Source organism: Nocardiopsis sp. NPDC101807 (assembly GCF_044766605.1).
Lineage (GTDB): Bacteria > Actinomycetota > Actinomycetes > Streptosporangiales > Streptosporangiaceae > Nocardiopsis > Nocardiopsis tropica.
In genome coordinates this window covers 44,339-68,066 of sequence record NZ_JBIWMK010000002.1, presented here as the reverse complement: position 1 = coordinate 68,066, position 23,728 = coordinate 44,339, and the positions used below count along the sequence as shown (strand labels likewise).

The following is a 23,728-nucleotide window of genomic DNA, read 5'->3' as shown; positions in this document are numbered from 1 at the left end:
AGAAGATAGCCCACACCGTGCGCCCGGTCACGGGGCCAGTCGCGCGAGGCTCCCGTTCTCCAGGGCGGCCCACACCGCGCCGTCCGCGGTGACCGCGATCCCGTGGGGTTCGCTGCCGGGGGTCGGCAGGTCGACCAGGTCGATCTCCCCCTCCGCGGTGACGTGCCCGATCCGGTTCGCGCCCCACTCCGTGAACCAGCACCCCCCGGCGGGGTCGGCGGTGATCGCGTGGGGCCGCGCGTCGCGCCGGGGCAGGGGGAACTCCCGCACGTCGCCGTCCGGCGTGAGGCGGCCGACCTGTCCGGCGCCGATCTCCACGAACCACAGGGCCCCGTCGGCGCCCGCGGTGATACCCACGGGCGCCGCGCCGCGGGTGGGGAGGGCGTGGACGGTGACGTGTCCGCCGACGGTGATCCGGCCGACCGCGTCGGCCTGGTTGAGGGTGAAGTACAGGGCGCCGTCCGGACCCGCGGTGACGAACGACGGGAAGCCGCCCCGGGTCGGCAGGGGGAACCCGGTGATCTCCCCGTCCGGGGTGACGCGCCCGATGCGGTCGGTGTTCGTCTCGGTGAACCACAGCGCCCCGTCGGGGCCCGCCGCGATGCCGAAGGGGCGTGCGCCCGGGGCGGGCAGCGCGAAGGAGCCCGCCTCGCCGTCCGCGGTGATACGGCCGATTCTGTCGTCCTGGATGCGGGTGAACCAGAGCGCGCCGTCGGGGCCCGGGGTGATGAGCGAGGGGCCACAGGTCGCGGAGTCCAGCGGGTACAGGGTCGCCGCGCCGTCCGGTGCCAGGCGGGCGATCTGCCCGTGGTGGACGAGCGTGGCCCAGAGGGAGCCGTCGTCCGCCCCGGTGACGCCGTAGGGGCCGGCGCCCGGCGCTGCCAGCGGGTGCTCCCGCAGGGTCCGGGCGTGTGCGTGGTGGGTCATCCGGGGCCTCCTGTCAGGCGGACCATCGTGGTCGCTGGGCGGGGCGCGCACAACCGCTTTTCCGCGCGCGTGCGCGCGCCGCGGGCTCCGGCCGCCGGCCCCGGTTCGCCCGAGCGCCCTTTCCGCGTGCGCGCGTGCGCCGCCGAAGGGCTCCGCCCCCTCCGCCGCGCCGACGCGGCCTGATCCTCGTGCGTCCGCGCGGTGGGCCGCGCCGGGCGGGCCGCGCCCCGGCGGCGCCGGGGGCGTGCGGCGGCCGTCGGCCCCGGGCACGGCGGGGCCGTCCTGCGGCCCGGCCAGGGGCGTCCCGGGGCGCGGCGGGGCCCGTGTCACGTTCCGGGGCCGGCGCTCGTCAGGAGGGACGAGGCACACCGCAGCGACACTTACCGGAGGTGGAAGGACATGCATTCCCGAACGACCCGTTCCGACACGGGCGCGACGACGGACGCACGGGACCGCGGGACCGGGTCCCCGGCCGCCACGGCGCCGACGGCGGGCGGGAGGCCGTCATGACCGCCGCCTACATCGCGGTGACCGTGCTCACCGCCGCCGCGAACGGCTTCTTCGCCGTGGCGGACCTCCTCCGCGCACGGTTCGTCCTCGCCAACTCGGCCGCCGTGGGGGTGCCCGAGTCCTGGCTGACCGCGCTGGGTCTGCTCAAGGGGGCCGGGGCCCTCGGCCTGCTCCTCGGGCCGGCCGGGGTACCGCTCGTGGGGACGGCGGCCGCGCTCGGCCTGGTCCTGTTCTTCACCGGCGCGGTGGCCGTGCACCTGAGGGCGCCGGACCTGTCCCTCCTCGTGCCCCTCGGGTTCCTCGGCGCGGCGGCCGGCTGCCTGGTCCTGTCCCTCGCCGTGTGAGGGCCCCGGGCCGCGTGCGTCCCGGGGCCCCGGCCCCGCCGGCACACGTTCATACCTGATCACGACGGCGACGGCCGCGGTACGCGCCCGCCTCCCCTCCCGGGTGCCGGGTATCCGAACGGGACGGCGGACGCCTGCCCGCGGAAGGAGCCCCGGTCTGGCCGCCCTGCTGGTCGGCCCGACCGGGGGCTCGGGCGTCCCGGGAGGTGAAGCCCCTCATGTTCTCCACCGCGACGCCGAGGTGGGCCCACACCGCTGCGAGCCCTCGGGCGTCATCGGCTCGTTGGAAGATTTCCCTCGCGTGACCGTGTGAGCGCGCTGCTTCCTCGAACTTGCCCATGCGCTGCTGCGTGAATCCCAGGCTCATCCAGGCCAGCCCCTCACCTCTCCGGTCGCCGGTGTGCCGGTACAGGTGGTGGGCCTGGGTGTGTGCGTCGACCGCCTCGTCGTAGCTCCTCGACATCGTGTGTCCGGCGCTGATGTTGTTCCAGGCCCTGGCCTCGCCGTGGAGGTCGTTCGTGCTCTGGTAGAGCTTCCTCGCCCTGTCCCAGGCATCGACCGCTTCGGGGTACTTTCCCATGGCGAAGAACGTGGAGCCCAGGTTCATCCAGGAGCCCGCCTCCCCGTGCTGATCCCCGAAGGAGAAGTGGATGTCGCGGGCCGTGGTCAGCACGTCCAGGGATTCGGGGAAACAGCGGATCTCCTGGAGGGCGGCGCCCAGGTTGTTCAGTACGGTGGCCTCACGACGCCGGTCCCCCGTGCGCGCGAGAAGCTTCCGTGCCCTGGTGTAGCAATCGATCGTCAGCGTGAAACGGCGCTCTCCCTGGTACACGATGGCGAGGTTGTTGAGCGCCATGGCCTGCCCGTGGCGGTCCCCTTCCCGGGCGAACAACCCCAGGGAAAGGCGGTGTGCTTCAACGGCTGCTCCGGTTTCGCCCCTCCCGAGCCGGGCACTGCCGAGATTGTTGCGGGCGAGTGCCTCGCGGCGGCGGTCTCCGAGATCGCGGAAGGCGTCTCCGGCCCTGGTGTGCAGTTCCACCGCACCGCGGAAGTCGCGGAGTCCGGCGAGGGCGACTCCACGGGCGTCCCAGGCCGCGGCCCTGCCCCCGAGGTCCCCCAGTCTCCGGCACGCGTGCTCGGCCAGCACCGACATCTTCCTCAGGTCATGGAAGTACCGCGACCGGTCGAGATGGTCCGCGGTCAGGGCCAGTAACCGCACCACGGCACCGTCGTGCCCGATCTCCTGTGCCGAACGGGCGACCGTGATGATGTTCGCCCGTTCCTCGTGCAGCCATTGTTCTGCCTCCTCCCTGGTGGAGAAGGCGTTGCCTTCCGGGACCGCGTCCGCTTCCCTCACATGCTCACATGCATATCCGGCGTACTCCACGTAGTGATCGGCCAGTCGGATCAGGACCGATTCGTATACGTCGAAGGGCGAAGAGGCGTCCTTCGCCCGTTGGGACGCGTAGACGGCCAAAAGGTCGTGCATGACCCAGCGCCTGCTCTGCTTCCGCCAGGAGAGAAGGTGGGCGGAGGCGAGTTCCCTCAGCGTCGCGAGTGTCTCCCGAACACCCGTCTGCGCCAGCGAGGCGACCGCCTCCGTGGTGATACCGCCGCACCGAACCACACCGATGAGTGTGAAGACCCGGGTCTGGAACGGGGTCAGCCTCGCGAGGGCCATGTCGAAGAAGTGCCGGATGCCGACCCTGCCGTCGTCGAGGTGGACCAGGCGCCCACCCGGGGTGGCCATGTTCTCCGAGAGCTCCTCGACGGTCCTGTCCGGGTCGCGGGCGAGCAGACCGGCGCAGATGCAGAGGGCCAGGGGAAGGCCTCCGCACGCGGACACCACGTCGAGTGCCACCAGGGGTTCGCGTGTGATCCTGTCGTCGGCGGGGTCGATCTGCCGGAGCGCGTTGTCGAGTAGTTCGACCGCCGTGTCCGGCGGGAGGGTGCCCAGGGCGAGGCGTCGGGCCACGATCGGCAGGCGGTCGCGTGTGGTGACCAGGAGATGACTGCCCGAAGTACCGGGGATCAGCGGCTCCACCTGTCCCACGGAGGAGACGTTGTCGGCCACGACCAGGACGGGAGAGTTCCTCTCCGTCTCCAGTTCGGCCACACGAGACCTGTACAGCCGGGACCGCCCGGCCAGGTCGGGCGGGAGGTGGAGAGCCGCGACCCCCAGAGCGCGTAGGAGCGATTCCAGCGCCTGGAAAGCAGTGACCGGGGAGTCCTCGTATCCGCGCATGTCGACGAAGAACACAGCGGAGAACATCTCCGCTTCGAGCGCACGGTGTCCTGCTACCAGTGCCAGTGCCGTCTTGCCCACCCCTCCCATCCCCGTCACCACGGAGACGGAGCGGCCATGGGGAGGACCTGCCTCCGCCGGGGCGGGCGCCATGGCGTCCATGAGCTCCCGGATCTCCCCGGCCCGCCCCACGAACCCCTGACCGGGGGACGGCAGGTCCCGCACTGCGGACGGAGCGGTTCCGTGGCTGCGGTCGTCGACGAGGGACACGGTGGAGCCCCGAAAATCCACGTGGGCTCCGTGGTAGGAGGTCACTCCGCCGCTGAACGTTCCCGCCTGGACCGCGAGCCCGTGGACATCGCCCCCGAGGGTGTTGGAAGCGGGTTCTCCCCCGTCCCGGCCTCGGGGGGAGGCCGTGGGCTTCCCCGGGGGCCCGCTGCCTCCCGGGCTCGAACCGGCGGTCGCTCCGTCATCGCTGTGGACTTCGTCATGCACAGGGCTTCACTCCGTGGGGATCCTGCAGCTCTGGAAGAGCGCGAAGGGGAGGTTCGCAGATATCCGACAGGGGCGGGTGGGGAATCCGCGGTGTCTCCGGGGGGCAGAGCGAGCACACCCATGTCCGGACCCGGAGTCATGGGGCGGCACGAAACGCTCTCACGCCATTGCCCGTCTGGTCCCATATTGTGCCTTCCACCCCATTGGCTTACGCGAACGCCATCAAAGTGATGTGGAACACACCCATCGGGACGGTTTGCACCCCGTTGTCCGGGCAGTGGCGTGAACGCCTCTGCGACGCGGGAACCAGGGGCTCATCCCGCCCGGCGTCCGCTCGGGCTCCGCTTCCGAAGCCGGAGCGGGGGCGCGGCGACAGCGGTGACGACAGGGTGCTCGCCGCCGCCGTGAGACGGTGTGGGCGCGGTTCTCCGGCTACGGGGCGTCCCCCTCGTGCGAGCGCCCGGCCGCCTTCAACGGAGGGCTGCTCCGGTTCCTGTCCCGGGTCCAGGGGCCGTGACCGGACGGGCCCCGCCGCGCGGGGTCAGGGGCCCTCCCCGTCCGGCGTCCTCTCCGGCTCCGGCTCCGGAGCCGGGGCGCTCCCGCGGTGGCGCAGCGACAGCAGGTAGCCCAGACCGAGCACGACGGCCGTGCCGATCGCCGTGTACCACGTGAACCCGACCAGGCCCGGCGCGAAGAGGAAGAGGCAGGCCATCGTCGCGACGGCCGCCGCGAAGGCGACGGCGGCGTCGGACTGGCGGGCCCGGCGGACCCACAGGCCCAGGAAGAACGCGCCGAGGAGGCCGCCGTAGGTGATGCTGGCCACGGACAGGCCCAGTTCGACCACGGGGGTGTCCGTCCCGGTGAACATCGCCCCCGCGCCGACGAACACCAGCCCCCACCCGAGGGTGAACAGGCGTCCGAGCCGCAGCCCCTGGACGTCGGTGAGGGTGCGGCGGGCGAACCGCTCGTAGAGGTCGGCCATGGTGGAGGACGACAGCGCCGACAGGGACGAGGACAGGGTGCTCATCGCCGCCGCCATGATCCCGGCGAGCATGAGCCCCGACAGGCCCGTGGGCAGCCCCTCGACGATGAACACCGGGAACAGCTCGTCGGAGTTGGCCAGGCCGAGCTGCTCGGTCGAGGCGCCCTCGAAGTAGGAGTACAGGGCCAGGCCCACCGTGAGGAAGAGGGCGAACTGGAGGAAGACCACGACGGCGCTGCCGATCACCGCCTTCTGCGCGTCGCGGAGGCTGCGGCAGCCCAGCAGCCGCTGCACGATGATCTGGTCCGCGCCGTGGGAGGCGGTGGAGAGCAGGGCCCCTCCCAGCACCGCGGTGACCGTGGCGTAGGGCGAGGAGACCGGGTTCGACGTGAAGTCGAGGAACCTGGTCTTGCCCTCCTCCGCGGCGACCGCGAGGAAGTTCACGTCCAGGCTCTCGACGATGACGACGAGGGCGACGACGCCGCCGAGCACGTACAGCGCCATCTGGAGGACGTCCACCCACACCACGGCCCTGATGCCGCCGATGAGGGTGTAGAGGACGGTGACCCCGCCGAGGAGGGCGATGATCGTGAAGTAGGGCAGTTCGAGCCCGTAGGAGTCCAGGACGATCTTCATGGGGATGGCGGCGGCGAACATCCGCACGCCGTCCGCGAGGAGCCGGGTGAACAGGAACGTCACCGAGGCCGTGCCCTGCATGCCCCGGCCGAAGCGCAGGCCGAGGTAGGCGTAGGCCGTGGTCATCTCGCCCTGGTAGTACCGGGGCAGCAGCACGAACGCGACGACCACGCGCCCGATGAGGTAGCCGACCGCCACCTGGAGGAAGGTGACGTCCCCCAGGTAGGCCACGCCGGGGATGCTGATGACCGTCAGGGCGCTGGTCTCGGTGGCCACGACGGACAGGCAGACCGCCCACCAGGGCAGGTTGCGGCCGCCGATGAAGTAGTCGCGCGTGTTGCGCTGGCGGCCGGACAGCCTCAGTCCGAGCCAGGCCGAGCACAGCAGGTACACCACGATGACCGCGAGATCGACGGCGTGCACGGGCGCCTCCGGGGGTGGGGGTGGGTGGGCGGGCCGCGGTGCGGCATGCGCGGAGCAGGGACGCCCGGGTCAGGGGGGAGGTGCGTCGACCCTCAGGCGCTCGGGTGCGGCGGACGCCGGTTCGGGCAGCCGGAGCGGTCCGGCCCCCGGGGTGATGCGGCCGGCGAGCGACGGGCGGCGCGCGCCCGTGCAGCCGGGGAGGGATCCGGCGATCCCGTGCCAGGTGAGGAAGCCGATCAGCGCGAACAGGTAGGCCTCCTTGGCGTCGCTGTCCAGCCCGAGGACGTCGAACGGCCGGAGCCGCGCCGGTGCCAGACGGGCGGCGAGCCGGTCCATCAGCACCGGGTTGCGCGTGCCGCCGCCGGACGCGAACACGTCGGCCGTCCCGTAGGGCCGCAGCGCGTCCGCGATGGTGACCGCGGTGAGCTCGACCAGGGTGGCCAGCAGGTCCGCGGCCTCCGGTGTCCCCGCGCGCCGCAGCGCCGCGTCGAGGTGGCCGGGGCCGAACAGCTCCGGACCGGTGGACTTGGGCGGGGCAAGCCCGTAGTACGGCTCGGCGAGCAGGACTGCGAGCAGGTCGGGGTCGGGGCGTCCGGCGCCGGCCAGGGCGCCGTCGGCGTCGAGGTCGGCGCGCCCGCCGGTCGCCCGGCGCACCGCGGCGTCCATCAGGGCGTTGCCCGGACCGGTGTCGAAGGCCTCGGGCGGGGCGCCCTCCCGGACGACGGTGACGTTGGCGATGCCGCCGAGGTTCAGGGCGGCCGCGGGTCGGGGGCGCCCGCCGAGGAGGAGGACGTCCAGCAGTGCGGCCAGCGGCGCCCCCTGGCCCCCGGCCGCCACGTCGGCCGTGCGCAGGTCCGACACGACCGGCAGTCCGGTGGCCTCGGCGATCCACGCCGGCTGGCCGAGCTGGAGGGTTCCGTGCACCGCGGTCCCCTCGGCCCAGTGGAAGAGGGTCTGGCCGTGCGAGGCCACCAGGTCCGCGCGGCCCCCGGCGAGCTCGTCCGCGCCCAGGCGCGCGGCCTCGGCGAACGCCTGCCCGATGCGGGTGTCGAGCCGGCACACGGCCTGCAGGGTGGTCGCAGCGGGCGGGAGTGCGTCGCGGAGCTCGGTGCGCAGGTCGGCCGGGTAGGGGACGGTGCGGTCGCCCAGCGGCGCCAGGGTGACCAGGTCCGCGTCCAGTTCCAGGCGCGCGGCGGCGACGTCGATCCCGTCGGCCGAGGTTCCGGAGGACAGCCCGAGGACGATCACGGGGCCTCCGCTCCGGGGGCGGCGGCGCCCCGGCGGCGCGTCCCGGGCCCCGCCCGGCGCGTTCGGACACGTCCGGCAACCATCCGCACCTCCGGTCGCTGTGTGCCCACCAGGCTTATACCGTGCGTGACGCCCGCGTCAATCCCCCTTGTCCGTCCTGTGGGGGCGGCCGGGGGCAACCTGCCGCGTCGCACGGTCGGGACGCGCTGCGCTCAGGTGGGGGTGGGCGGCGGCGGGGTCCAGGGGTGGACGCGGGGGGCGGTGGAGGTGACCCCGTACTCGCCCTTGAGGCGTTCGGGTATCGCGTACTGCATGATCCGGCCGCGGGTGAGGGAGCTGAGCTCCAGGTGGGTGGTGACGTGGCCGAGGCGGTCCAGGGCCCACGCGCCCAGGGGTGAGCGGTCCTCGATGCGTTCGAGGATCCCGAGCAGGGCGGGTGAGGCCTTGACGGCCGTGTCCCAGGCGGTGCGCGGGACCTGGAGCCAGTCGGCGCAGGTGTCGCCCATGAGGTAGCGGACGAGGGCGGCGACGACCGGGTCCAGGGCGGTGCCCGGGACGACCTCCTCGTAGAGCTCGATGAGCCTGCGTGTCAGCAGCGCCCCCTCCTCGGAGGGGCCCATGTGCCGGGTCATGTAGAGGTCGGAGAACCGGCGGCCGGCCGCCACGTCGGACGGGGCGTGTCCGGGGTCGACGCCGAGCATCGCGCCGACGACGCGCCAGGCGTAGAAGTAGGACTCCGCGCCTTCGGTGGACATGTGGATGCCCAGCCGGTGGAGCGCGTCCAGGACCTGGATGGAGAACATCATCTGGCCGCCGATCATGTCCTCCTGGCAGATCGGCGTGCCGAGGGCCGCCTCGTCCCAGCGCCCCTCGCGGCTCAGGTGGCGGCGGATCGAGGCGTGCAGCAGGCGTACCTTCTGCGCGGCGGGGACGAACCGGCTCCCCGCCTCGAACGCGTCGGGCTGCATCAGGTAGACGGTGAACTGCCCCGTCTCCGCCATCCTCCGGGAGGGGTACTCCAGGGCGTGGGTCGCGCTGAGCAGCCTGGCCACGTGCGGCACGACGTAGCAGGCGGGCATCGAGGCGAAGGCCAGGGCGGTCGAGATGTGCACGTTGTTGTCGATGAAGAACAGCCGGGCCCTCTCCATCTCGTCCCAGTCGACCCAGGCCGGCGGTGAGGCGGTGGCGTGCAGATACTCGCGGGCGACGTCGGGCAGCCCGTCGGGGAGCTCCTGGCCGACCGTGGTGAAGTAGCGCATGAGGGTGTTGAACTTGCCGACCTCGCCGCGCTCGAACAGCGCGGCCACCGTCGCGTCCGCGAGTTCGTCCCCCATGAGCCGCATCGCGTCCATGGTTTCGTGGGTGTAGGGCATGGGGGCCTTGCCTTTCGACGGTTCAGGACTGGCGGGCCGCGGCCGAGGCGACCATCAGGGACAGGGCCTCGGCGGCCTCGTGCGGGATGTCCGCGCGGGCGAGGGCGTCGTCGGCGGCCCGCACGCGCAGGGTGATCATCTCCTCGATCCGTTCGGGAGCCCCGGTGCGCAGCACGATCGTCCGCACCCTCTCCAGGCCCTCGCCGTCCAGGCCGCGGCGGCCGAGCAGGCCGCGCAGCTCCCGGCGCTCGGCCGCGGTGGAGGCCGCCCAGGTCTCGGCGATCAGGGCGGTCGGCCGGTTGCCCCGGACGTCGTCGAGGTTCGACTTGCCCGTGCGCTCCGGGTCGCCGAACAGCCCGAGCAGGTCGTCGCGCAGCTGGAACGCCTCGCCCAGGGGCAGGCCGTAGGAGGTGAAGGCCTCCATGAGCGTCCCCGGCGCACCGGCCAGGGCGCCGCCGATGTGCAGCGGGTGCTCGACCGTGTACTTGGCCGTCTTGTAGCGGATCACCTGGAGCGAGCGGGCCGTGTCGGGCGGAGCCCCCGTGCGCAGGACCTCCAGGCACTCCCCGGCGATCAGCTCCCGGGCCATGACCGCCCACAGGTCGCGGGCACGGGACAGGTAGGCGGAGGGCAGGCCGCAGGAGAGGAACATCTGCGCCGCCCAGGCGATCAGCAGGTCCCCGGTCAGCATGGCGAGGGCGCGGCCGCCCGCCTGGGGACGCGCCCGGCCGCCGAGCGCGGCCCCCAGGGCGGCGTGGGCGCTCGGCACGCCGTGCCGCGTGGGGCTCTCGTCGATCAGGTCGTCGTGGACGACGGCCGCGGCGTGCAGCAGCTCCATCGCGGCGGCGGCGCGGACGGGGGCGTCGCCGTCCGGCTGACCGGCCGCACGCCACCCCCAGTAGCAGAACGCGGCGCGCAGGCGCTTGCCGCCGGCCACCGCCACGGACAGCTGCTCTGCCACCGGCTGCAGGTCGGCGTCGACGGCGGCGAACCTGTCCGCCTCCTCCCGCACGAACTCCCGGAGCACCGCGTCCACCCTGGTCCGGAGCAGGGCCTGCTCCGGGGTCTCAGGCATCGCTCTGGCCGGTGCGGGAGGCGACCCGCCGTGCGAGCACCTCCATGTGGCACTCGGGCGTCCGTCCGTACCTTCGCAGGGCGAGCCGGCCCCGCTCCCGCAGGTCGTCCCGGCCGTCCCGGGCGAGGTCGGCCAGGTCGGACCGGCCCAGCAGCGATTTCGCCTGCCGCAGGGCCGCGCCCATGCGGTCGAGCGCGAGGTCGGCCACCCCGGCCGCGACGAGCAGCGGCTCGCCCACGTCCCGGGTCCGCCCGCCGTCACCGGTGTGCGCCACGGTGCTCCCCCATCTCCAGACGATACGAAAGGGACGAGGGATCGCAATGGAGGACGTACCGGAAATCCGGAAGAAGAGGGTCCCGGACGGACGGATATCAGCTGCGCATCCCTTGTCGAGCGATCATCTTCCGCCATCGTCGACTTTGTCAACACAATGGTGTTTCCGGACCGAGTACAAGGCGACCGAAACCAACAGAGAGGCGCTGATCAGGCAGGATGTCCTGGAATTCAACGAACACACCTTCAATCGGAAAATGCCCCACCGACACCCGCGAACGCCATTCCCGGAGCCCGTGTCACTTTTTTCCCATATAAGATAAATGTGGACGACAGGGACCATCGCCGCCCGGCGGGGAAACCCCGCGGACCGCCCGGCGCGCCGCGCGTGAAGCGGTGCGACCGGCGCCGCCCCGGGACCCCTCCGCACTCAGGACAGGACCCGGTCGAGCTGGGACCGCAGGGCCTCCTCGGCCTCCCCGGCGGAGAGGCCGCCGATCAGCACGCGCATGGACAGGCCGTCGGCGGCGGCGATCAGCGACCGGGCCGCCGCCCGGGGGTCGGCGAGGCGGGGGGCGATCCCGGCGAGCAGCCGGGCCGCCTCGGCCTCCGCCCCGTCCTTGGCCCCGGCCAGCAGGCGGGCCAGCTCCGGGTGGTGGAAACCGGCGGCGACGTACTGGTGGAACACCGAGACCCCGGCCCGGTCCGACTCCGCCCGGGGCACGGCATGGCCGACCAGCCGCCACAGCACCTCGCGGTCGTCGGCGCCGCGCGCGGCCTCGGCGTGGAGCCGCGCGGCCTCCGACAGCATCTCCTCCAGACCGGCCCGCAGGAGCTCGTCCTTGCTCGGGAACCAGTACTGGATCCGCCCGACCGACGCCCCGGCCGCCGAGGCCACGTTGCGGATGGACACCGCGCCCATGCCGTCCTCGGCGATCACCCGCCAGACCGCCCGGATGATGGCGGTTCTTCGTTCGTCCGGCCCGGAGCTGTCCATGCCGCCATCATAACCAAGGACAATACGAACGTATTGCCAGGGGTGTACACTCGGAACGCGGTCCAATACGACTGTATTTCCGGGGGTTCCCATGAGTGACAGGCCCGAGCGCCGGACCCGGCGCCGCCGCGTGCTGCGGGTCCTGGCGGCGCTGGTCGTGGCATGGCTGGTGGTGGACAAGGCCGTCTCGGTCGCGGCGCCCGAACCGGAGGTGGGCCACTGGCGCGGCCGGGAGGGGTTCGAGTCCTACCGGGCCGCCTACGACGACGTGATGGCGGGCCTGCCCGCGCCGACCCGCACCCACGACGTCGCCACCGGGTACGGCTCCGTGCGGGTGTACGAGTGGGCCGCCCCGGGCGACGGGGCGCAGGGCGGGCTGCCGGTGGTGCTCCTGCCGGGGACCCGCTCCGGCGCGCCGATGTGGGGCGAGAACCTCACCCACTGGATCGGCCGGCGCACCGTCTACGCCATGGACGCGGTCGGCGACGCGGGCATGTCGACCCAGTCGGTGCCCTTGTCCTCCTTCGACGACCAGGCCGCCTGGGTGGAGCAGGCCCTCGCGGGTCTGGCCCTCGAACGGGCGCACGTGGTCGGGCACTCCTTCGGCGGGGCGATCGCGGCCGACCACGCGCTCGCCCATCCCGGCCGCGTGGCCTCCCTGACCCTGCTCGAACCGGTGATGGTCCTGCACGGGCTGCCCGCCTCGACCTACCTGTGGTCGGTCCTGCTCCTCCTGCCGGGGCCGCAGTCGTGGAAGGACCGCGCGATGGCGGGGATCGGGGGCGTCTCGGTCGAGGAGGTCCGCGAGCGCACGCCGATGTCGGTGATGATCGACGAGGGGTCGCGGCACTACTCCGCCGTCTCCGTGACGCCCCGGACGCTCACCGACGGGGAGTGGCGGTCGCTGTCCGTGCCGGTGCGGGTCGACCTGGCCGCCGACAAGTCCCTGGCGGGCGGTGGGGAGGCCGCGGACCGCGCCCGGGCCCTGGGCCTGGAACCGGTCACCGTCTGGCCGGACACCACCCACTCCCTCCCCATGCAGGCCGCCGAGCGGCTCGGCACGGAGCTGGAGGGGTACTGGGCCGCCCACGACCGGTGAGGGGAGGTCCGCGCCGCGAAACCCGGTACCGGCGGGGCGGGCGGGTTTGCTACCGTCGGCGCGGGCGGGCCGTGGGACTCGACCGCGACTTCCGAGAACTGCCTTCCAAGCACCCTTCACGCCGATCGCGCCGCCGCTCCCCGGCCCGCCCTCCCCCTGCCCCGCTGGAGCCCCGATGACCGACACCTACGCCGACCTGCTCGCCTGCGAGGACCTGCTGCTGTTCACGAGCGCGGCAATCTCCTCGACGGGGCAGCGCGAGTTCCACTCGGGCGCGGCGGAGCAGCGGCTGTCCCTGGAGTTCCTGCACGAGTACGTCCACGGGACCCACCCGGACCTGTACGCGCTCGCGCTGGCGCTGCACGTCAACGACCACAACGCCGCCGCCATCGTCCACCGGCTGCTGTCGAACCCGCGCACCGGCGCGTCCGCCGGGGAGCGGGCGCGGGAGAACGCCCTGATCCGGCGCCGCCTCGCGGAGATGCCGCCCCAGCGCGTGTACCGCCTGTTCGCCCGTCTGGCCCGGGAGCGGGTCAACAACCGGCGCACCCGGGCCACGATGCGCGCGTGGATCGCCGCGCGCCCGAACCTGGACCTGGACGCGGTCAAGTACCGGCCGGGGCTGCGCGCGGCGGCCCGGCACGCCCGTGTCGCCCTGCCCGAGGAGGTGGGCGTGTTCCTGTTCTCGCCGCCCGAGGAGCGCAGGCGGCACCGCTACGGCTCCCCGCTGCTGCGGGCGCACGGGAGGGCCCACTACTCGGCGTCGGACCTGTACGACCTGCCGTACACGGTGGCCGAGGGGTTCGCGGCCCGCCACCGGGTGCCCCGGGGCGTGTTCCTGGAGGGCGTGCGCGAGCGCGCCACCCGTGCGGAGCGGCTGCGGCTGGCGGGAACCGTGCGGCGCCACGGCGTCGGCGCGGGTCCGGACCCGGCCGCCGCCCCGCTGCTGCGCCTGTGCGTGTACGTGCTGTCCCTTCCGACGGCCGAGCGCCGCGACCGCCGCGCGGAACTGGAGGGAGCGCTGGCCGCGTCGGCGCTCCGCGCCGCCGGTCCGGCGGCGGGGACGTGGCCCCGCACGGCCGCGGTGCTGGACGACAGCTACTCCTCGATCGGCTCGCCGGTGCGGCGCCACCACCCGCTGGCGGCGGCCCTGGCCTGCCACCACCTGATCCGGGCCCTGGCCCCGGACAGCTCCTCCCACTGGGTGTCGGGGCACACCGATTCCCTGACGGTGCGCCCGGCGGGGCCCACCCTCCTGGCGGAGCGGATCCTGGACGCGCTCGACACGGGCCCCGCGCGGGTGGTCGTGGTGTCCGACGGGCACGACAGCACCCCGCCCCTGCTCGCCGACACCCTCACGCTGTGGCGGCGGCACGTGGACCCGGACCGCGCCACCGCGATGGTGCACCTCAACCCGGTGTTCGACGCCGACGGGCTGGGGATGCGTCCCCTCTCCCCCGCCGTGCCCACGATCGGCCTGCGCGATCCGCGTACGCTGCCGTCCCTGGTGGAGCTGGCGCGGTTCGGCGAGGGCCGCCTCGGCCTGTCCGACCTGCGCGAACACCTGCGTTCCACCGCCGACGCCTATCTGGAGGCCCCGTGAGCGAGGGATTCCCGGGGCTCACCCTGGGAGAGGGCGTGCGCACCGGCCCGGCCCAGCAGTGGGGGAACGTGCGGCTGGTCCCGCTGCTCCGGTCCGCGCCGGTCCCGCGGCTGCGGCTGCACCCCCAGGTGGCCGGCGACCTGGTGGACGCCTCCGCCCCCCAGGACGACGGGACGTGCGGCCTCGTCCCCCACGCGTACGTGCTGACCTGGGAGGGCGACACCGCGCCCAGCGCCTCCTACGGGACCCAGCTCGTCCCGCCCGGTTCCCCGGCCCCGCGCCGCGCGTACCTGGACCTGCGCTCGCGCAGGGCACGCACGGCCGTCCGCGGCAGGGCCCGGTTCCTGCCTCTGGACCTGGCGGTGGACGGGCTGCTGTCCCTGCACGCGGGCGGTCCCTCCGTCGCCTGGGCGGAGTGGTCCCGTGCCACCGTCCACCGCGGCCTGTCCTCCCCCGCGCTGACCACGTACCTGGGCGGGGAGATCGAGGGCCTGGCCGAGGCGCTGCGGGTCTTCGAGATCCATCCGGACCAGTGCGGCGTCGTGGTCCACCTGGCCGACGTCCTGGCGTCGGCGCACCTGTACCCGCACCCGGAGGACTACCGGGCCCTGCACGCCGGCCTGCTCATGGACATGTTCGGGGAGGGCCTGTACATGTACGGCCTGCTGGCGGGCGAGGCCCGGCCGCTGTACACGCCGATCCGGGAACGCGGTGTCCGCACCCTGGCGGACCTGCGCGAGCGGGTGGAGCGGAGCCGGAGCGACACGCTGCGCGCCCACGACGACCTGATGCTGTCCTCGCTGACGGGCGGCCTGCACGCGTCGGGCGGCTCGCGCGGCTTCGGCGGCGCCGGAGCGCCGGACCCCCGGGAGCGCCCGTTCACGGTGAGGCGGCTCGTCCCGGCCTTCGCCCGCGGGGGCGTCGACCATGTCGGGGAGGTCGTCGCGGACCGGCACGGCCGCGTCGCCTACCTCAAGTCGCTCCGGCTCTCCCCCGCCCAGAGCCGCCGCGGCCGGCTGCTCCGGGTGCTCGGGGAGGCCGACTGGGAGCTGGACCGGGCGGCCCTCTCACTGGGTACCACGCGCTCGGGCCTGGTCGACCGGCTGGAACGGGCGCGCCTGTCCCACCTGCTCTCCCCCGGCCTGCTGGCCGAGCACCGCGCGGCTAGCCGGCGGCGCGCTCCCTGATCCTCTGCGCGACGCCGTCCAGGAGCCAGGCGAGCCCCGCCTCGAACACCTCCTCGATACCGGGGGCGCCGGTGAGGCGCTCGATCGCCGGGTAGCGGCCGGGCTCCGCGTGCGCCTCCAGGAAGGCGTCCTGCACGGTGTCCCACGTGCGGCCGTCGGGGGTGGTCCACCGCGCGGCCCGGTCGGCCTCGACCGCCTTCGCGACGTGGCCGCGGGTGTAGCCGTCGACGGCCTCGACGACCGTGAGCGCCTCGTGGCCGGTCAGGCCGGTGCCGTCGAAGACGCGGAGCGCGGAGTCGGTCCAGGCGAAGGCGTGGGGGCCGACGGGTTGCGCGGCGCCCATCAGGCGGACGAGCCAGGGGTGTTCGCGGTACGAGCGCAGATTCTCGCGCGCCCACGCCTCGACGCGCTCCCGCCAGCCCCCCGGGCGGGTGTGCGGCAGCGGCGCCTCGCCGATCATCGTGTCCACCATCAGGGCGACCAGGGCCGACTTGTCGGGGACGTAGGTGTACAGGGTGGCCGCCCCCACGCCGAGCCTGGCCGCGAGACCGCGCATGGACAGGGCGTCGACGCCCTCCTGCTCGGCGATCTCCAGGGCGGCTCCGACGAGGGCGTCGACGGTGAGGTGGTGCCGGGGCCCGCGCCGGGGCCGGCCCGGCCCTTCCCACAGCAGACCGAGGGTGGTCGTGGGGTCGTCGGCGGTCGCCACCGTTGTCTCCTCCCGAGAACTCCGTACACTGTTCGATGAGTCGAACGGTGTACGGAGTTTATCTCGGGGAGGCCCCCATGCCCGAACAGACGCCCCCGCCGGAGCGGGGGCCCCGGCCCGGCCGGGAGCCTTCGGCGGAGGGGGACGCGGCCCTCTCACCGCCGGCCTCCGCCCCGCCTGCGCCCCCGCGGCGGACGGCGCCCCTGCTGCGGACGGCCGTCGTCGCGGCGGCCGCGACCGGGATCGGGGCCCTCGCCGCCGCCTCCACCGCGCTCCTCCCGGGCCCGGGCGCCACCGCGGAGGACCCGCTCGCCCTGGCCGTGCGCGCCGCCTTCACCGTGGCCGGGACCGTGCCCCTGCTGTGGGCCGCCGCCCGCTTCCTGGACCGCCGGCCCCTGGCCGCGTTCGGTCTGGGCCGCTACCCGAGGGGCTGGGCCATGCCCCTGGTCGCCCTGCTGGCGACGCTGCTCTCCACCGCGCTGTTCCTGGCCACCGCGGTGGCGGTGGGCGCGGCCTCCGTCGACCCCGGCGCCGCGGCCGCCGCCGTCCCGGCCCTGGCCGCCGTGCTCCCGCTGCTCGTGCTGGCACAGCTCCTCCCCGAGGAACTGGTGTTCCGCGGTTACGCGCAGGGGGTCCTGGGCGAGCGGTTCTCCCCCTGGGCCGCCCTCCTGCTCCAGGCCGCGCTGTTCGCCGTGTCGGCCGCGCTGGTCGCCGGCGCGTACGCGAACGCGTTCCACCTGTTCCTCCTGGGGGTGTTCACCGGGGTCCTGCGCATGACCACCGGCGAGGTGTGGACGGTGCTCGCCACGCGCACGGCCCTGGCCGCCGGGGGACTCGCGTACACCGCGCTCGACCTGCGCCTGCTCCAGGCGGCCGGGCTGTGGGAGGTGCTGCTGGTGTTCGGGCCGGCGCTGGCCGCCGTCTGGGCCGTGACCTCGTTCCGGAGCCGGCGCCCCGACCTCGCCGCGGCCACACCGGGCTCCGTGCCAGGACCCCGCCGCGAGCTCGGGCAGAAGGGCGTCCTGTACGACGTCGGCTCCAGTTACCGGCCGGGGCAGCACTCACGCCCCCGGTGGCGTCCCGACGTGGTGGACGAGGAGATGCGGGTGATCCGCGAGGACCTGCACTGCACGGCGGTGACCGTCTTCGGGGAGGACCTGGGGCGGCTGGAGGAGGCCGCCCGTCTCGCCCTGGCCCGCGGGCTGTACGTGTGGGTCCAGCCCCGGCTGGTCGACGGCGGCCGGGAGGAGGCCGTCGCCCGCCTGGCACGGGCGGCGGAGTTCTCCGAGCGGCTGCGCGGGAAGCACCCGGAGCGGGTCGGCGTCAACGTGGGCTGCGAGCTCAGCATGTTCGTGCGGGGCATCGTCCCCGGCCGCGACTTCGACGCGCGCACCAGGGCGCTCGGTCTGCTGTCCCCGCTGTTCCCGCTGTTCAACCACCGCCTCAACCGCTTCCTGGGCGAGCTGGCCGCCACCGCCCGGGCCCGGTTCGGCGGACCGCTCACCTACGGCTCGGGGACCTGGGAGAGCGTGGACTGGACCCCGTTCGACGTCATCGGGGTGGACTACTACCTGGACGTCCTGACCCGCGCCACCTACCGGCAGGGGCTGCGGCGGCTGCGGGCGACGGGCAAACCGGTCCTGGTCACCGAGTTCGGCTGCTGCTCCTACGAGGCGGCGCGGTACCAGGGCGGGTCGGGCGGCGACATCATGGACTGGGACGACCTGGACGACCGCCGGGTCACGGGCGGCCACGTCCGGGACGAACGCGTCCAGGCCGAGGTGATCGGCGAGCTGCTGGACGTGTACGAGACCGAGGACGTGATGGGCGCGTTCGTGTGCATGTTCGTCGAGGGCGACTGCCGCTACTCCCCCGACCCCGCCCGCGACCTGGACATGGCGAGCTTCGGGATCGTGCGCCCGCCGCCGCTGGAGTCGGGGCTGTCCCCCGACGACGGCCACTGGGAGCCGAAGGAGGCCTTCCGCACCCTCGCCGCCCGCTACGCCGCGACGGTCCCGGCCGAGGGCCCCTGAGCCCTCCGGCGCGGGACCCCGCGCCCGCCCGGGCCGACCGGGCGGCCGGGACCCGGCGTGCGGGCGCGCGGGGTCCCGGCGGGCCGGGCCCTCAGGCGTGCGGGGCCCAGAAGGCGGACAGCCGCGCGGCGCCGTGCTCCACGCCCTTCCAGCTCCCGGCGAAGCCCAGCACCGCGATCGCGGACGTCGGGAACCCGGACCGGTTCAACCTGGGGAGCAGGTCGCCCTCGGCCTCTCCGGCGAGCGCGTCGGCGAGGGCGTGCACGCCCGGGTTGTGGCCGACGACCACCAGGTGGGCGACCTCGTCGTCGACCTCGTTGAGCAGGGCGATCAGCTCGCCCGCCGACGCCTCGTAGAGCCGGTCCTCGTAGACCGTCCTGGGGCGCTGCGGGAGTTCGGCGGCGGCGAGCTTCCAGGTCTCCCGGCAGCGCGCGGCCGTCGAGCACAAGGCGAGGTCGGGCAGCAGCCCCGAGCCGGCCAGCCACCTCCCGGCGGCCGGGGCGTCCTTCCTGCCCCGCTCCGCGAGCGGGCGTTCGTGGTCGTCCCCGTCGTTCCACTCGGCCTTGCCGTGACGGAGGAGCGTGATGGTGCGTGCGGTTTCACTCATGCCCCGATGCTGTCACGGTGCGTAGTCGCGTGACGGGTCTTCGGGGAAAGCGGTCCCCGGCGCGACGGACCCGGTGCGGCGGCTTCCGGGCCGCGCCCGCGTACGGGCCCGCGCACCGGGTAGGAGAGCGCGCATGCAGACCGCCTCCCCCCTGGAGCTGCACCGGCTGGAGGTCCCCGCCCCGCAGCTCTTCCCGTTCGCCATCGGGACCTTCGACGCGATCGGCCCGCTGTCGCGCGCCCCGTTCCCGCACCGGCACACCTTCCACGAGATCGTGCACGTGACGGCCGGTGACGGCGAGCACGTCATCGACCTGCGGCGGTGGCCGATCACCCCGCCCAACCTGGGGATCCTCACCGCCGGCCAGATGCACCACTGGGCGGGGGCCCGGGGTGTGGACGGCCACGTGGTGCTGCTGGAGGACGCCTTCCTGCTGGACCGGCCGGAGGACCGCCGCCTGCTGCGCCGCCTGGCGGCCGAACGACCGTGGCGGGCGCTGTCGCCCGAGGCCTCCGCCGGGGTCGCCGGGGTGCTCGACGAGATGCTGGGCGAGTTCCGTGACCGGGGGCCGGGCATGGCCTCGGTGCTCCGCGCCTACCTGCACATCCTGCTGACCCGGGCGGCGCGCTCGGCCGACCGTGCGCCCGCGCCCCCGCGCCCCGGCCCGGCCGAGCGCTTCCTGCGCCTCCTGGACGGTCCCGCGGCGGCTTCGGGGATGTCGGTCGCCGAGGCCGCCGCCGGGCTCGGCGTCACCCCCGGCCACCTGGCCGACGCGGTGAAGGAGGCCACCGGCAGGACGCCGGGCGAGCTGCTCCGCGGTGCCCGCGCCCTGGAGGCCAAGAGGCTCCTGGCCGGGACCGGGCTCACCGTGGCCGCGGTGGCCCGCGCGGTCGGCTTCACCGACCCCGCCTACTTCTGCAGGTTCTTCCGCCGCGAGACGGGGTCGAGCGCCGGGGAGTTCCGCCGCCGGGCCCGCACCGGCCCGGAGAAGCACCACGTCCTCCGGGATGCGTCCATCGCCCGCCCCGGGGACGAAGCGTAGCGTCGTGCTCACCCGGAGGAAGACCCGACCGGGCACCTCCCCACCTCCCCGAGGAGCGCCCCCATGGCCGAGAGCACCGACCGTCCCGACCGCCCGGAGCAGGAAGGACCGACCCGCAAGACCCTGCTCAGGGCCGCCCTCGTCGCGGCCCCCGCGGCAGCGCTGCTGTCCGCCGCCGGCTCCGTCCCCGCCCTCGCGCGCGACCGCGCCGCGCACGGCGGGCTCCTGGCGCCCACCCCGCAGTGCGACGACGGCGACGAACCCACTCCCCCGCAGATGGAGGGCCCCTACTTCACGCCGGGCTCGCCGAACCGCTCCGACCTGGTGGTCCCGGGCGACCCCGGCGTCCCGCTGGCGGTGGCCGGATACGTCTTCACCCGGGACTGCCGCCCGGTGGCCGGGGCCCTGCTCGACTTCTGGCAGGCCGACGACGGCGGGGTCTACGACAACACCGGCTACGACTACCGCGGCCACCAGTACACCGGCGCGGACGGGGCCTTCCGGCTGACCAGCGTCGTCCCCGGGCTCTACCCCGGCCGCACCCGCCACCTGCACGTCAAGGTGCAGGCCCCGGGCAGACCGGTGCTGACGACGCAGCTGTACTTCCCGGGAGAGCCGCGCAACGGCACCGACCTGCTGTTCGACCCCCGGCTGCTGATGGAGGTCGGGGACGGCGGAGCGGGCAGGGCCGCCGAGTTCGACTTCGTCCTGGACTTCACCGCCTGACCCGGCCCTGCGGCGGGCGCGGCCGGACCCCGCCCTGCGGGCCGGGGCCCGGCCCCCTCCACCGCGCCGCCCCGCCGGGCGGGGCGGCGGGCGGGACCGGTCTCCCGAAGCCGGGGCGGCGGGCGCCGCCCCGGCCCCGTGTCACGCGCTGTACCGGTAGGCCGGGTAGGTCAGGTACCCCTGGTCGCCGCCCTGGTAGTAGACGGCCTCGTCGACCGGTGCGACGGGCAGCCCGGCACGGAGGCGTTCGACCAGGTCGGGGTTGGAGATGAAGGCGCGGCCGAAGCTGATCAGGTCGGCGCCCAGCCCGAGCCAGCGGTCGGCCGCGGCCCGGTCGACCTGCACGGGCCCCATGGGCACGGACGGGTTCATGATCAGGGTCGAGGGCCAGGCACGGCGCAGGTCCAACAGGAGCTCGTCGGGGGCGGTGGCCTCCAGGTGGACGTAGGCCACGCCGAGCCGGGCCAGCTCCCGCAGGAGGGCGGTGTAGAGCTCGGGCACGTCGGTCTCGGAGGCCCCCCAGAAGGCCGCGCCCGGGGAGAGCCGGACGCCGGTCCGGTCCGCGCCCACGGCGTCGACGGTGGCGGCCGCCGCCTCGACGGCGAACCGGATCCGGTTGGCCACCGAACCCCCGTAGACGTCCGTGCGCAGGTTGGCCTCCGAGGAGAGGAACTGCGAGATGAGGTAGCCGTTGGCCCCGTGCAGCTCGACGCCGTCGAACCCGGCCCGCACGGCCCGCCGCGCTGCATCGGCGTAGGAGTGCGCCTGCGGTGGCACCTCCTCCGTCTCCAGCGCGCGCGGCACCGGCGCCGGCCGCGGGCCGGCCGGGGTGAACACGTCACCGACGGCGGCGACGGCAGAGGGGCCGACCGGCCGCATACCGGTGGTGTCGGGGTGCGAGACCCGTCCGCCGTGCATGATCTGGGCGAAGATCCGCCCTCCGTTGGCGTGGACCGCGTCGGTCACCGGCCTCCAGGAGGCCGCCTGCTCCTCGGTGTGGAGTCCCGGCGTGCCGGGGTTGGACCGGCCGACCGCGTTGGGGTGCGCCCCCTCCCCGACGATGAGGCCGGCGGTGGCCCGCTGGGCGTAGTACGCGGCCATGGACGGGGTGGCCGTCCCGTCGGTGGCGGCGCGCACGCGGCTCATCGGGGCCATCACCACCCGGTTGGGCAGGGTCAGGCCGCCGAGCCGGTAGGGCTGGAGAAGTGCGGTCACGGGAGGACTCCTTCGCGTTCGGTGAGGCGCGGTGGGTACGGTGGCTACGCTAAAACCTGACATCTATGTGAGGGGCAAGTGCTGTGCCACAGGTCACGACGAGGGACGCCATGAGGATCGGCGAGCTCGCCGCACGGAGCGGTGTGAGCGTCCGGCTGCTGCGCTACTACGAGGAGCAGGGGCTGCTCAGGAGCACGCGCAGCGCCGGCGGGCAGCGGCACTACACCGACGACGCCGTCGAGCGCGTGGCGTTCATCCGCAGGCTGCTGGCCGCCGGGGTGTCCAGCCGGGTGATCGCCGAGGTGCTGCCCTGCGCCGAGACCCCCGGCGAGGAGACCTTCGACCGTGCGATGCGGCGCATGGAGCGCGAGCGAGCCCGGATCACCGGGGAGATCGACGACCTGGTGCGCAGGCGGGAGGCGCTCGACGCACTGGTGGTCGAGGCGCACGAGTACCGGAGGCGGCTCGTCGCGAGCGGTCCGGTCTGAACCGTCGGCACCCGCCGCACCCCGGACCGCACCGGGACGCCGGTGCGCGCGACCGCCCCGGCGCCGCCCCGGCCCCGGAACGCGGCGGAGGTCCGCGGCAGCCCTGTAGCGTGGAGTCCCGGCGGCGGCCACCGCTCCGCCCCGACCGCCGCGCCGGGTCCCGGCCGGACCGGCCGCTCCCTCCGCCGAGGCCGCACGCCCCCGACCCGAGGAACCGGACGCCCCATGATCGCCCAGACCCCCGTCACGCTGCGAGGACGCGCCTTCAGCTACCTCGACTTCGGCGGGGGCGGCGTCCCGCTGATCGCCCTGCACGGGACGTTCGGCCGCGCCGCCTCCTTCGCCGGCCTCGCGCCGCACCTGGCCCCGGACTTCCGGGTCATCGCCCTCGACCAGCGCGGCCACGGGCTCTCCGAGCACGGCGGCGACTTCGGCCGCGACGCCTTCGTCGGGGACGCGGCCGCGTTCCTGGAACACCTCGGCGCCGGCCCGGCGTTCGTCCTCGGCCACTCCCTCGGCGGGGTGACCGCCTACCAGCTGGCGGCACGCCGCCCCGAGCTGGTGCGCGCCCTGGTGGTGGAGGACATCGGGGCCGTCACGGACGCCTCCGAGGTCGAGAACCCGGTGTTCGACACCACCTCGTGGCCGACGGCCTTTCCGAGCCGGGAGGCGCTGGCGGAGTTCCTCACCCGCCAGGGCGTGCCCGCGCTCGGGTACTTCACGGACAGCGCCTACGAGCACGACGGGACCTGGCGCCTGCGGTTCGACCACCGGGACATGCTGGCGGCCCAGCACGGCAACACCGGGGACTTCCGGGCCGACTGGCTGGGCTCGGACCACCCGGCCCTGCTCCTTCGCGGCGGCCTGAGCCCGCTGCTGTCGGCCCGGCAGGCCGGGGAGATGGCCGAGCGCCGGCCCGGTACCCGGCTGCGGGTGCTGCCGGGGTGCGGGCACTGGGTGCACCGCGACGACCCGTCGGGCCACGCCCTGGCCGTGCGGGACTTTTTGCGCGCGGTCCCCGCCGCCTGACCCCCGCGTCCGGTCCCGGTGACCGGACCCGGCGGCGGGGCGACGGCGGCGGGGCGGCGCCGGACGGCACGCCCCTCCGCCCCCCACCGCCGGGGGACCGGTCCGCGTGGCGGCGCCGCGGCGCGCAGCGGTCGCGCTCGTGCCGGGCGTCGTGCGGTGCCGCCTCCGGTACGCGCAGCGGATCGTGCCGCCGCGCGGCGCGCTCCGGCGGTGCCGGGAGGGTCCGCCGTCCCGGGCCCGTCCGGGCGTGGGGCGGCGCGCCCCGCTCCGGGCCGCGGCCCGTCCGCCGTCGCCGCCGCCGTCCGGGCGGGCACGGGCGCGTCGATCCGTTCCGCCACCGGCGCGGGGCCGCCGGCGCCCACACCGGCGCCCTCGGAGCGAAACGCGAGGGGCCGGGTCCGCCGGGTGGACTCCGGCGTCCGGGGCGGACCGCGGGCGCGTTCACGGCGGCGTGGCCGCGCA

20 protein-coding genes are annotated in these 23,728 nt (G+C 74.7%); 9 read left to right on the top strand and 11 right to left on the bottom strand.

Going from position 1 to position 23,728, the window contains the following annotated elements:
* Positions 1-27 precede the first annotated feature (27 nt).
* Complete coding sequence (locus ACIRPH_RS05465; RefSeq protein ID WP_402909668.1) at positions 28-927, bottom strand: virginiamycin B lyase; 900 nt, start codon at positions 925-927, stop codon at positions 28-30.
* Between the two features lie 506 nt (positions 928-1,433).
* Between ACIRPH_RS05465 and ACIRPH_RS05460 the strand changes: the two genes are divergently transcribed.
* Entirely contained in the window at positions 1,434-1,781 is a 348-nt protein-coding gene (locus ACIRPH_RS05460; RefSeq protein WP_402909666.1) for a DoxX family protein, read from the top strand.
* A 49-nt stretch (positions 1,782-1,830) separates the two neighbouring features.
* Here ACIRPH_RS05460 and ACIRPH_RS05455 read toward each other — a convergent pair whose 3' ends face one another.
* The 7 genes from ACIRPH_RS05455 to ACIRPH_RS05425 all read right to left on the bottom strand — a co-directional run bounded on the left by ACIRPH_RS05455 (position 1,831) and on the right by ACIRPH_RS05425 (position 11,528).
* Positions 1,831-4,317, bottom strand: a complete 2,487-nt coding sequence (locus tag ACIRPH_RS05455; RefSeq protein ID WP_402909664.1) for a tetratricopeptide repeat protein — start codon at positions 4,315-4,317, stop codon at positions 1,831-1,833.
* A 745-nt stretch (positions 4,318-5,062) separates the two neighbouring features.
* On the bottom strand, positions 5,063-6,562 hold the full coding sequence (locus ACIRPH_RS05450; protein ID WP_402909662.1) for a sodium:solute symporter: 1,500 nt from the start codon (positions 6,560-6,562) through the stop codon (positions 5,063-5,065).
* Between the two features lie 69 nt (positions 6,563-6,631).
* Positions 6,632-7,810: an anhydro-N-acetylmuramic acid kinase gene (locus tag ACIRPH_RS05445; RefSeq protein WP_402909660.1), complete on the bottom strand. Its 1,179-nt coding sequence runs from the start codon at positions 7,808-7,810 to the stop codon at positions 6,632-6,634.
* 212 nt (positions 7,811-8,022) lie between these two features.
* Positions 8,023-9,183 carry an oxygenase MpaB family protein gene (locus ACIRPH_RS05440; protein ID WP_402909658.1) on the bottom strand — a complete coding sequence of 387 codons (1,161 nt, stop codon included), beginning with the start codon at positions 9,181-9,183 and terminating at the stop codon, positions 8,023-8,025.
* 22 nt (positions 9,184-9,205) lie between these two features.
* Entirely contained in the window at positions 9,206-10,258 is a 1,053-nt protein-coding gene (locus ACIRPH_RS05435) for a polyprenyl synthetase family protein (protein ID WP_402909656.1), read from the bottom strand.
* Positions 10,251-10,532 carry a hypothetical protein gene (locus ACIRPH_RS05430; RefSeq protein WP_402909654.1) on the bottom strand — a complete coding sequence of 94 codons (282 nt, stop codon included), beginning with the start codon at positions 10,530-10,532 and terminating at the stop codon, positions 10,251-10,253. Before ACIRPH_RS05430 ends, ACIRPH_RS05435 begins: the two co-directional genes overlap by 8 nt.
* Before the next feature lie 429 nt (positions 10,533-10,961).
* Entirely contained in the window at positions 10,962-11,528 is a 567-nt protein-coding gene (locus ACIRPH_RS05425) for a TetR/AcrR family transcriptional regulator (RefSeq protein WP_402909652.1), read from the bottom strand.
* A gap of 91 nt (positions 11,529-11,619) precedes the next feature.
* On the opposite strand from ACIRPH_RS05425, the gene ACIRPH_RS05420 reads away from it, so the two are divergent.
* From ACIRPH_RS05420 to ACIRPH_RS05410, 3 genes are all read left to right on the top strand, one after another.
* Positions 11,620-12,627: an alpha/beta fold hydrolase gene (locus ACIRPH_RS05420; RefSeq protein ID WP_402909650.1), complete on the top strand. Its 1,008-nt coding sequence runs from the start codon at positions 11,620-11,622 to the stop codon at positions 12,625-12,627.
* Positions 12,628-12,802: 175 nt separating this feature from the next.
* Entirely contained in the window at positions 12,803-14,230 is a 1,428-nt protein-coding gene (locus ACIRPH_RS05415; protein ID WP_402909648.1) for a hypothetical protein, read from the top strand.
* Entirely contained in the window at positions 14,227-15,417 is a 1,191-nt protein-coding gene (locus ACIRPH_RS05410) for an ARPP-2 domain-containing protein (RefSeq protein ID WP_402909646.1), read from the top strand. Before ACIRPH_RS05415 ends, ACIRPH_RS05410 begins: the two co-directional genes overlap by 4 nt.
* Here ACIRPH_RS05410 and ACIRPH_RS05405 read toward each other — a convergent pair.
* Complete coding sequence (locus ACIRPH_RS05405; protein WP_402909644.1) at positions 15,395-16,126, bottom strand: TetR/AcrR family transcriptional regulator; 732 nt, start codon at positions 16,124-16,126, stop codon at positions 15,395-15,397. The two genes, ACIRPH_RS05410 and ACIRPH_RS05405, sit on opposite strands and share 23 nt — an antisense overlap.
* 77 nt (positions 16,127-16,203) lie before the next feature.
* On the opposite strand from ACIRPH_RS05405, the gene ACIRPH_RS05400 reads away from it, so the two are divergent.
* Positions 16,204-18,159 (top strand): type II CAAX prenyl endopeptidase Rce1 family protein, encoded by a 1,956-nt coding sequence (locus ACIRPH_RS05400; protein ID WP_402909642.1) that lies wholly within the window; start codon positions 16,204-16,206, stop codon positions 18,157-18,159.
* Between the two features lie 91 nt (positions 18,160-18,250).
* Here the strand turns inward: ACIRPH_RS05400 and ACIRPH_RS05395 are convergent, their stop codons facing one another.
* Entirely contained in the window at positions 18,251-18,766 is a 516-nt protein-coding gene (locus ACIRPH_RS05395) for a SixA phosphatase family protein (RefSeq protein ID WP_402909640.1), read from the bottom strand.
* Positions 18,767-18,899: 133 nt separating this feature from the next.
* Between ACIRPH_RS05395 and ACIRPH_RS05390 the strand changes: the two genes are divergently transcribed.
* The gene (locus ACIRPH_RS05390) at positions 18,900-19,808 is read left to right on the top strand and encodes a helix-turn-helix domain-containing protein (protein WP_402909638.1); all 909 of its coding nucleotides are present in this window, start codon (positions 18,900-18,902) and stop codon (positions 19,806-19,808) included.
* 63 nt (positions 19,809-19,871) lie between these two features.
* Entirely contained in the window at positions 19,872-20,534 is a 663-nt protein-coding gene (locus ACIRPH_RS05385) for a dioxygenase (RefSeq protein WP_402909635.1), read from the top strand.
* Positions 20,535-20,675: 141 nt separating this feature from the next.
* Here the strand turns inward: ACIRPH_RS05385 and ACIRPH_RS05380 are convergent, their stop codons facing one another.
* Positions 20,676-21,749 carry an alkene reductase gene (locus ACIRPH_RS05380; RefSeq protein ID WP_402909632.1) on the bottom strand — a complete coding sequence of 358 codons (1,074 nt, stop codon included), beginning with the start codon at positions 21,747-21,749 and terminating at the stop codon, positions 20,676-20,678.
* 110 nt (positions 21,750-21,859) lie between these two features.
* Between ACIRPH_RS05380 and ACIRPH_RS05375 the strand changes: the two genes are divergently transcribed.
* Together ACIRPH_RS05375 and ACIRPH_RS05370 are read left to right on the top strand one after the other, a co-directional pair.
* Positions 21,860-22,237 (top strand): MerR family transcriptional regulator, encoded by a 378-nt coding sequence (locus ACIRPH_RS05375; protein ID WP_402911578.1) that lies wholly within the window; start codon positions 21,860-21,862, stop codon positions 22,235-22,237.
* A 225-nt stretch (positions 22,238-22,462) separates the two neighbouring features.
* The gene (locus tag ACIRPH_RS05370; protein WP_402909629.1) at positions 22,463-23,266 is read left to right on the top strand and encodes an alpha/beta fold hydrolase; all 804 of its coding nucleotides are present in this window, start codon (positions 22,463-22,465) and stop codon (positions 23,264-23,266) included.
* The last annotated feature ends 462 nt before the right edge of the window (positions 23,267-23,728 follow it).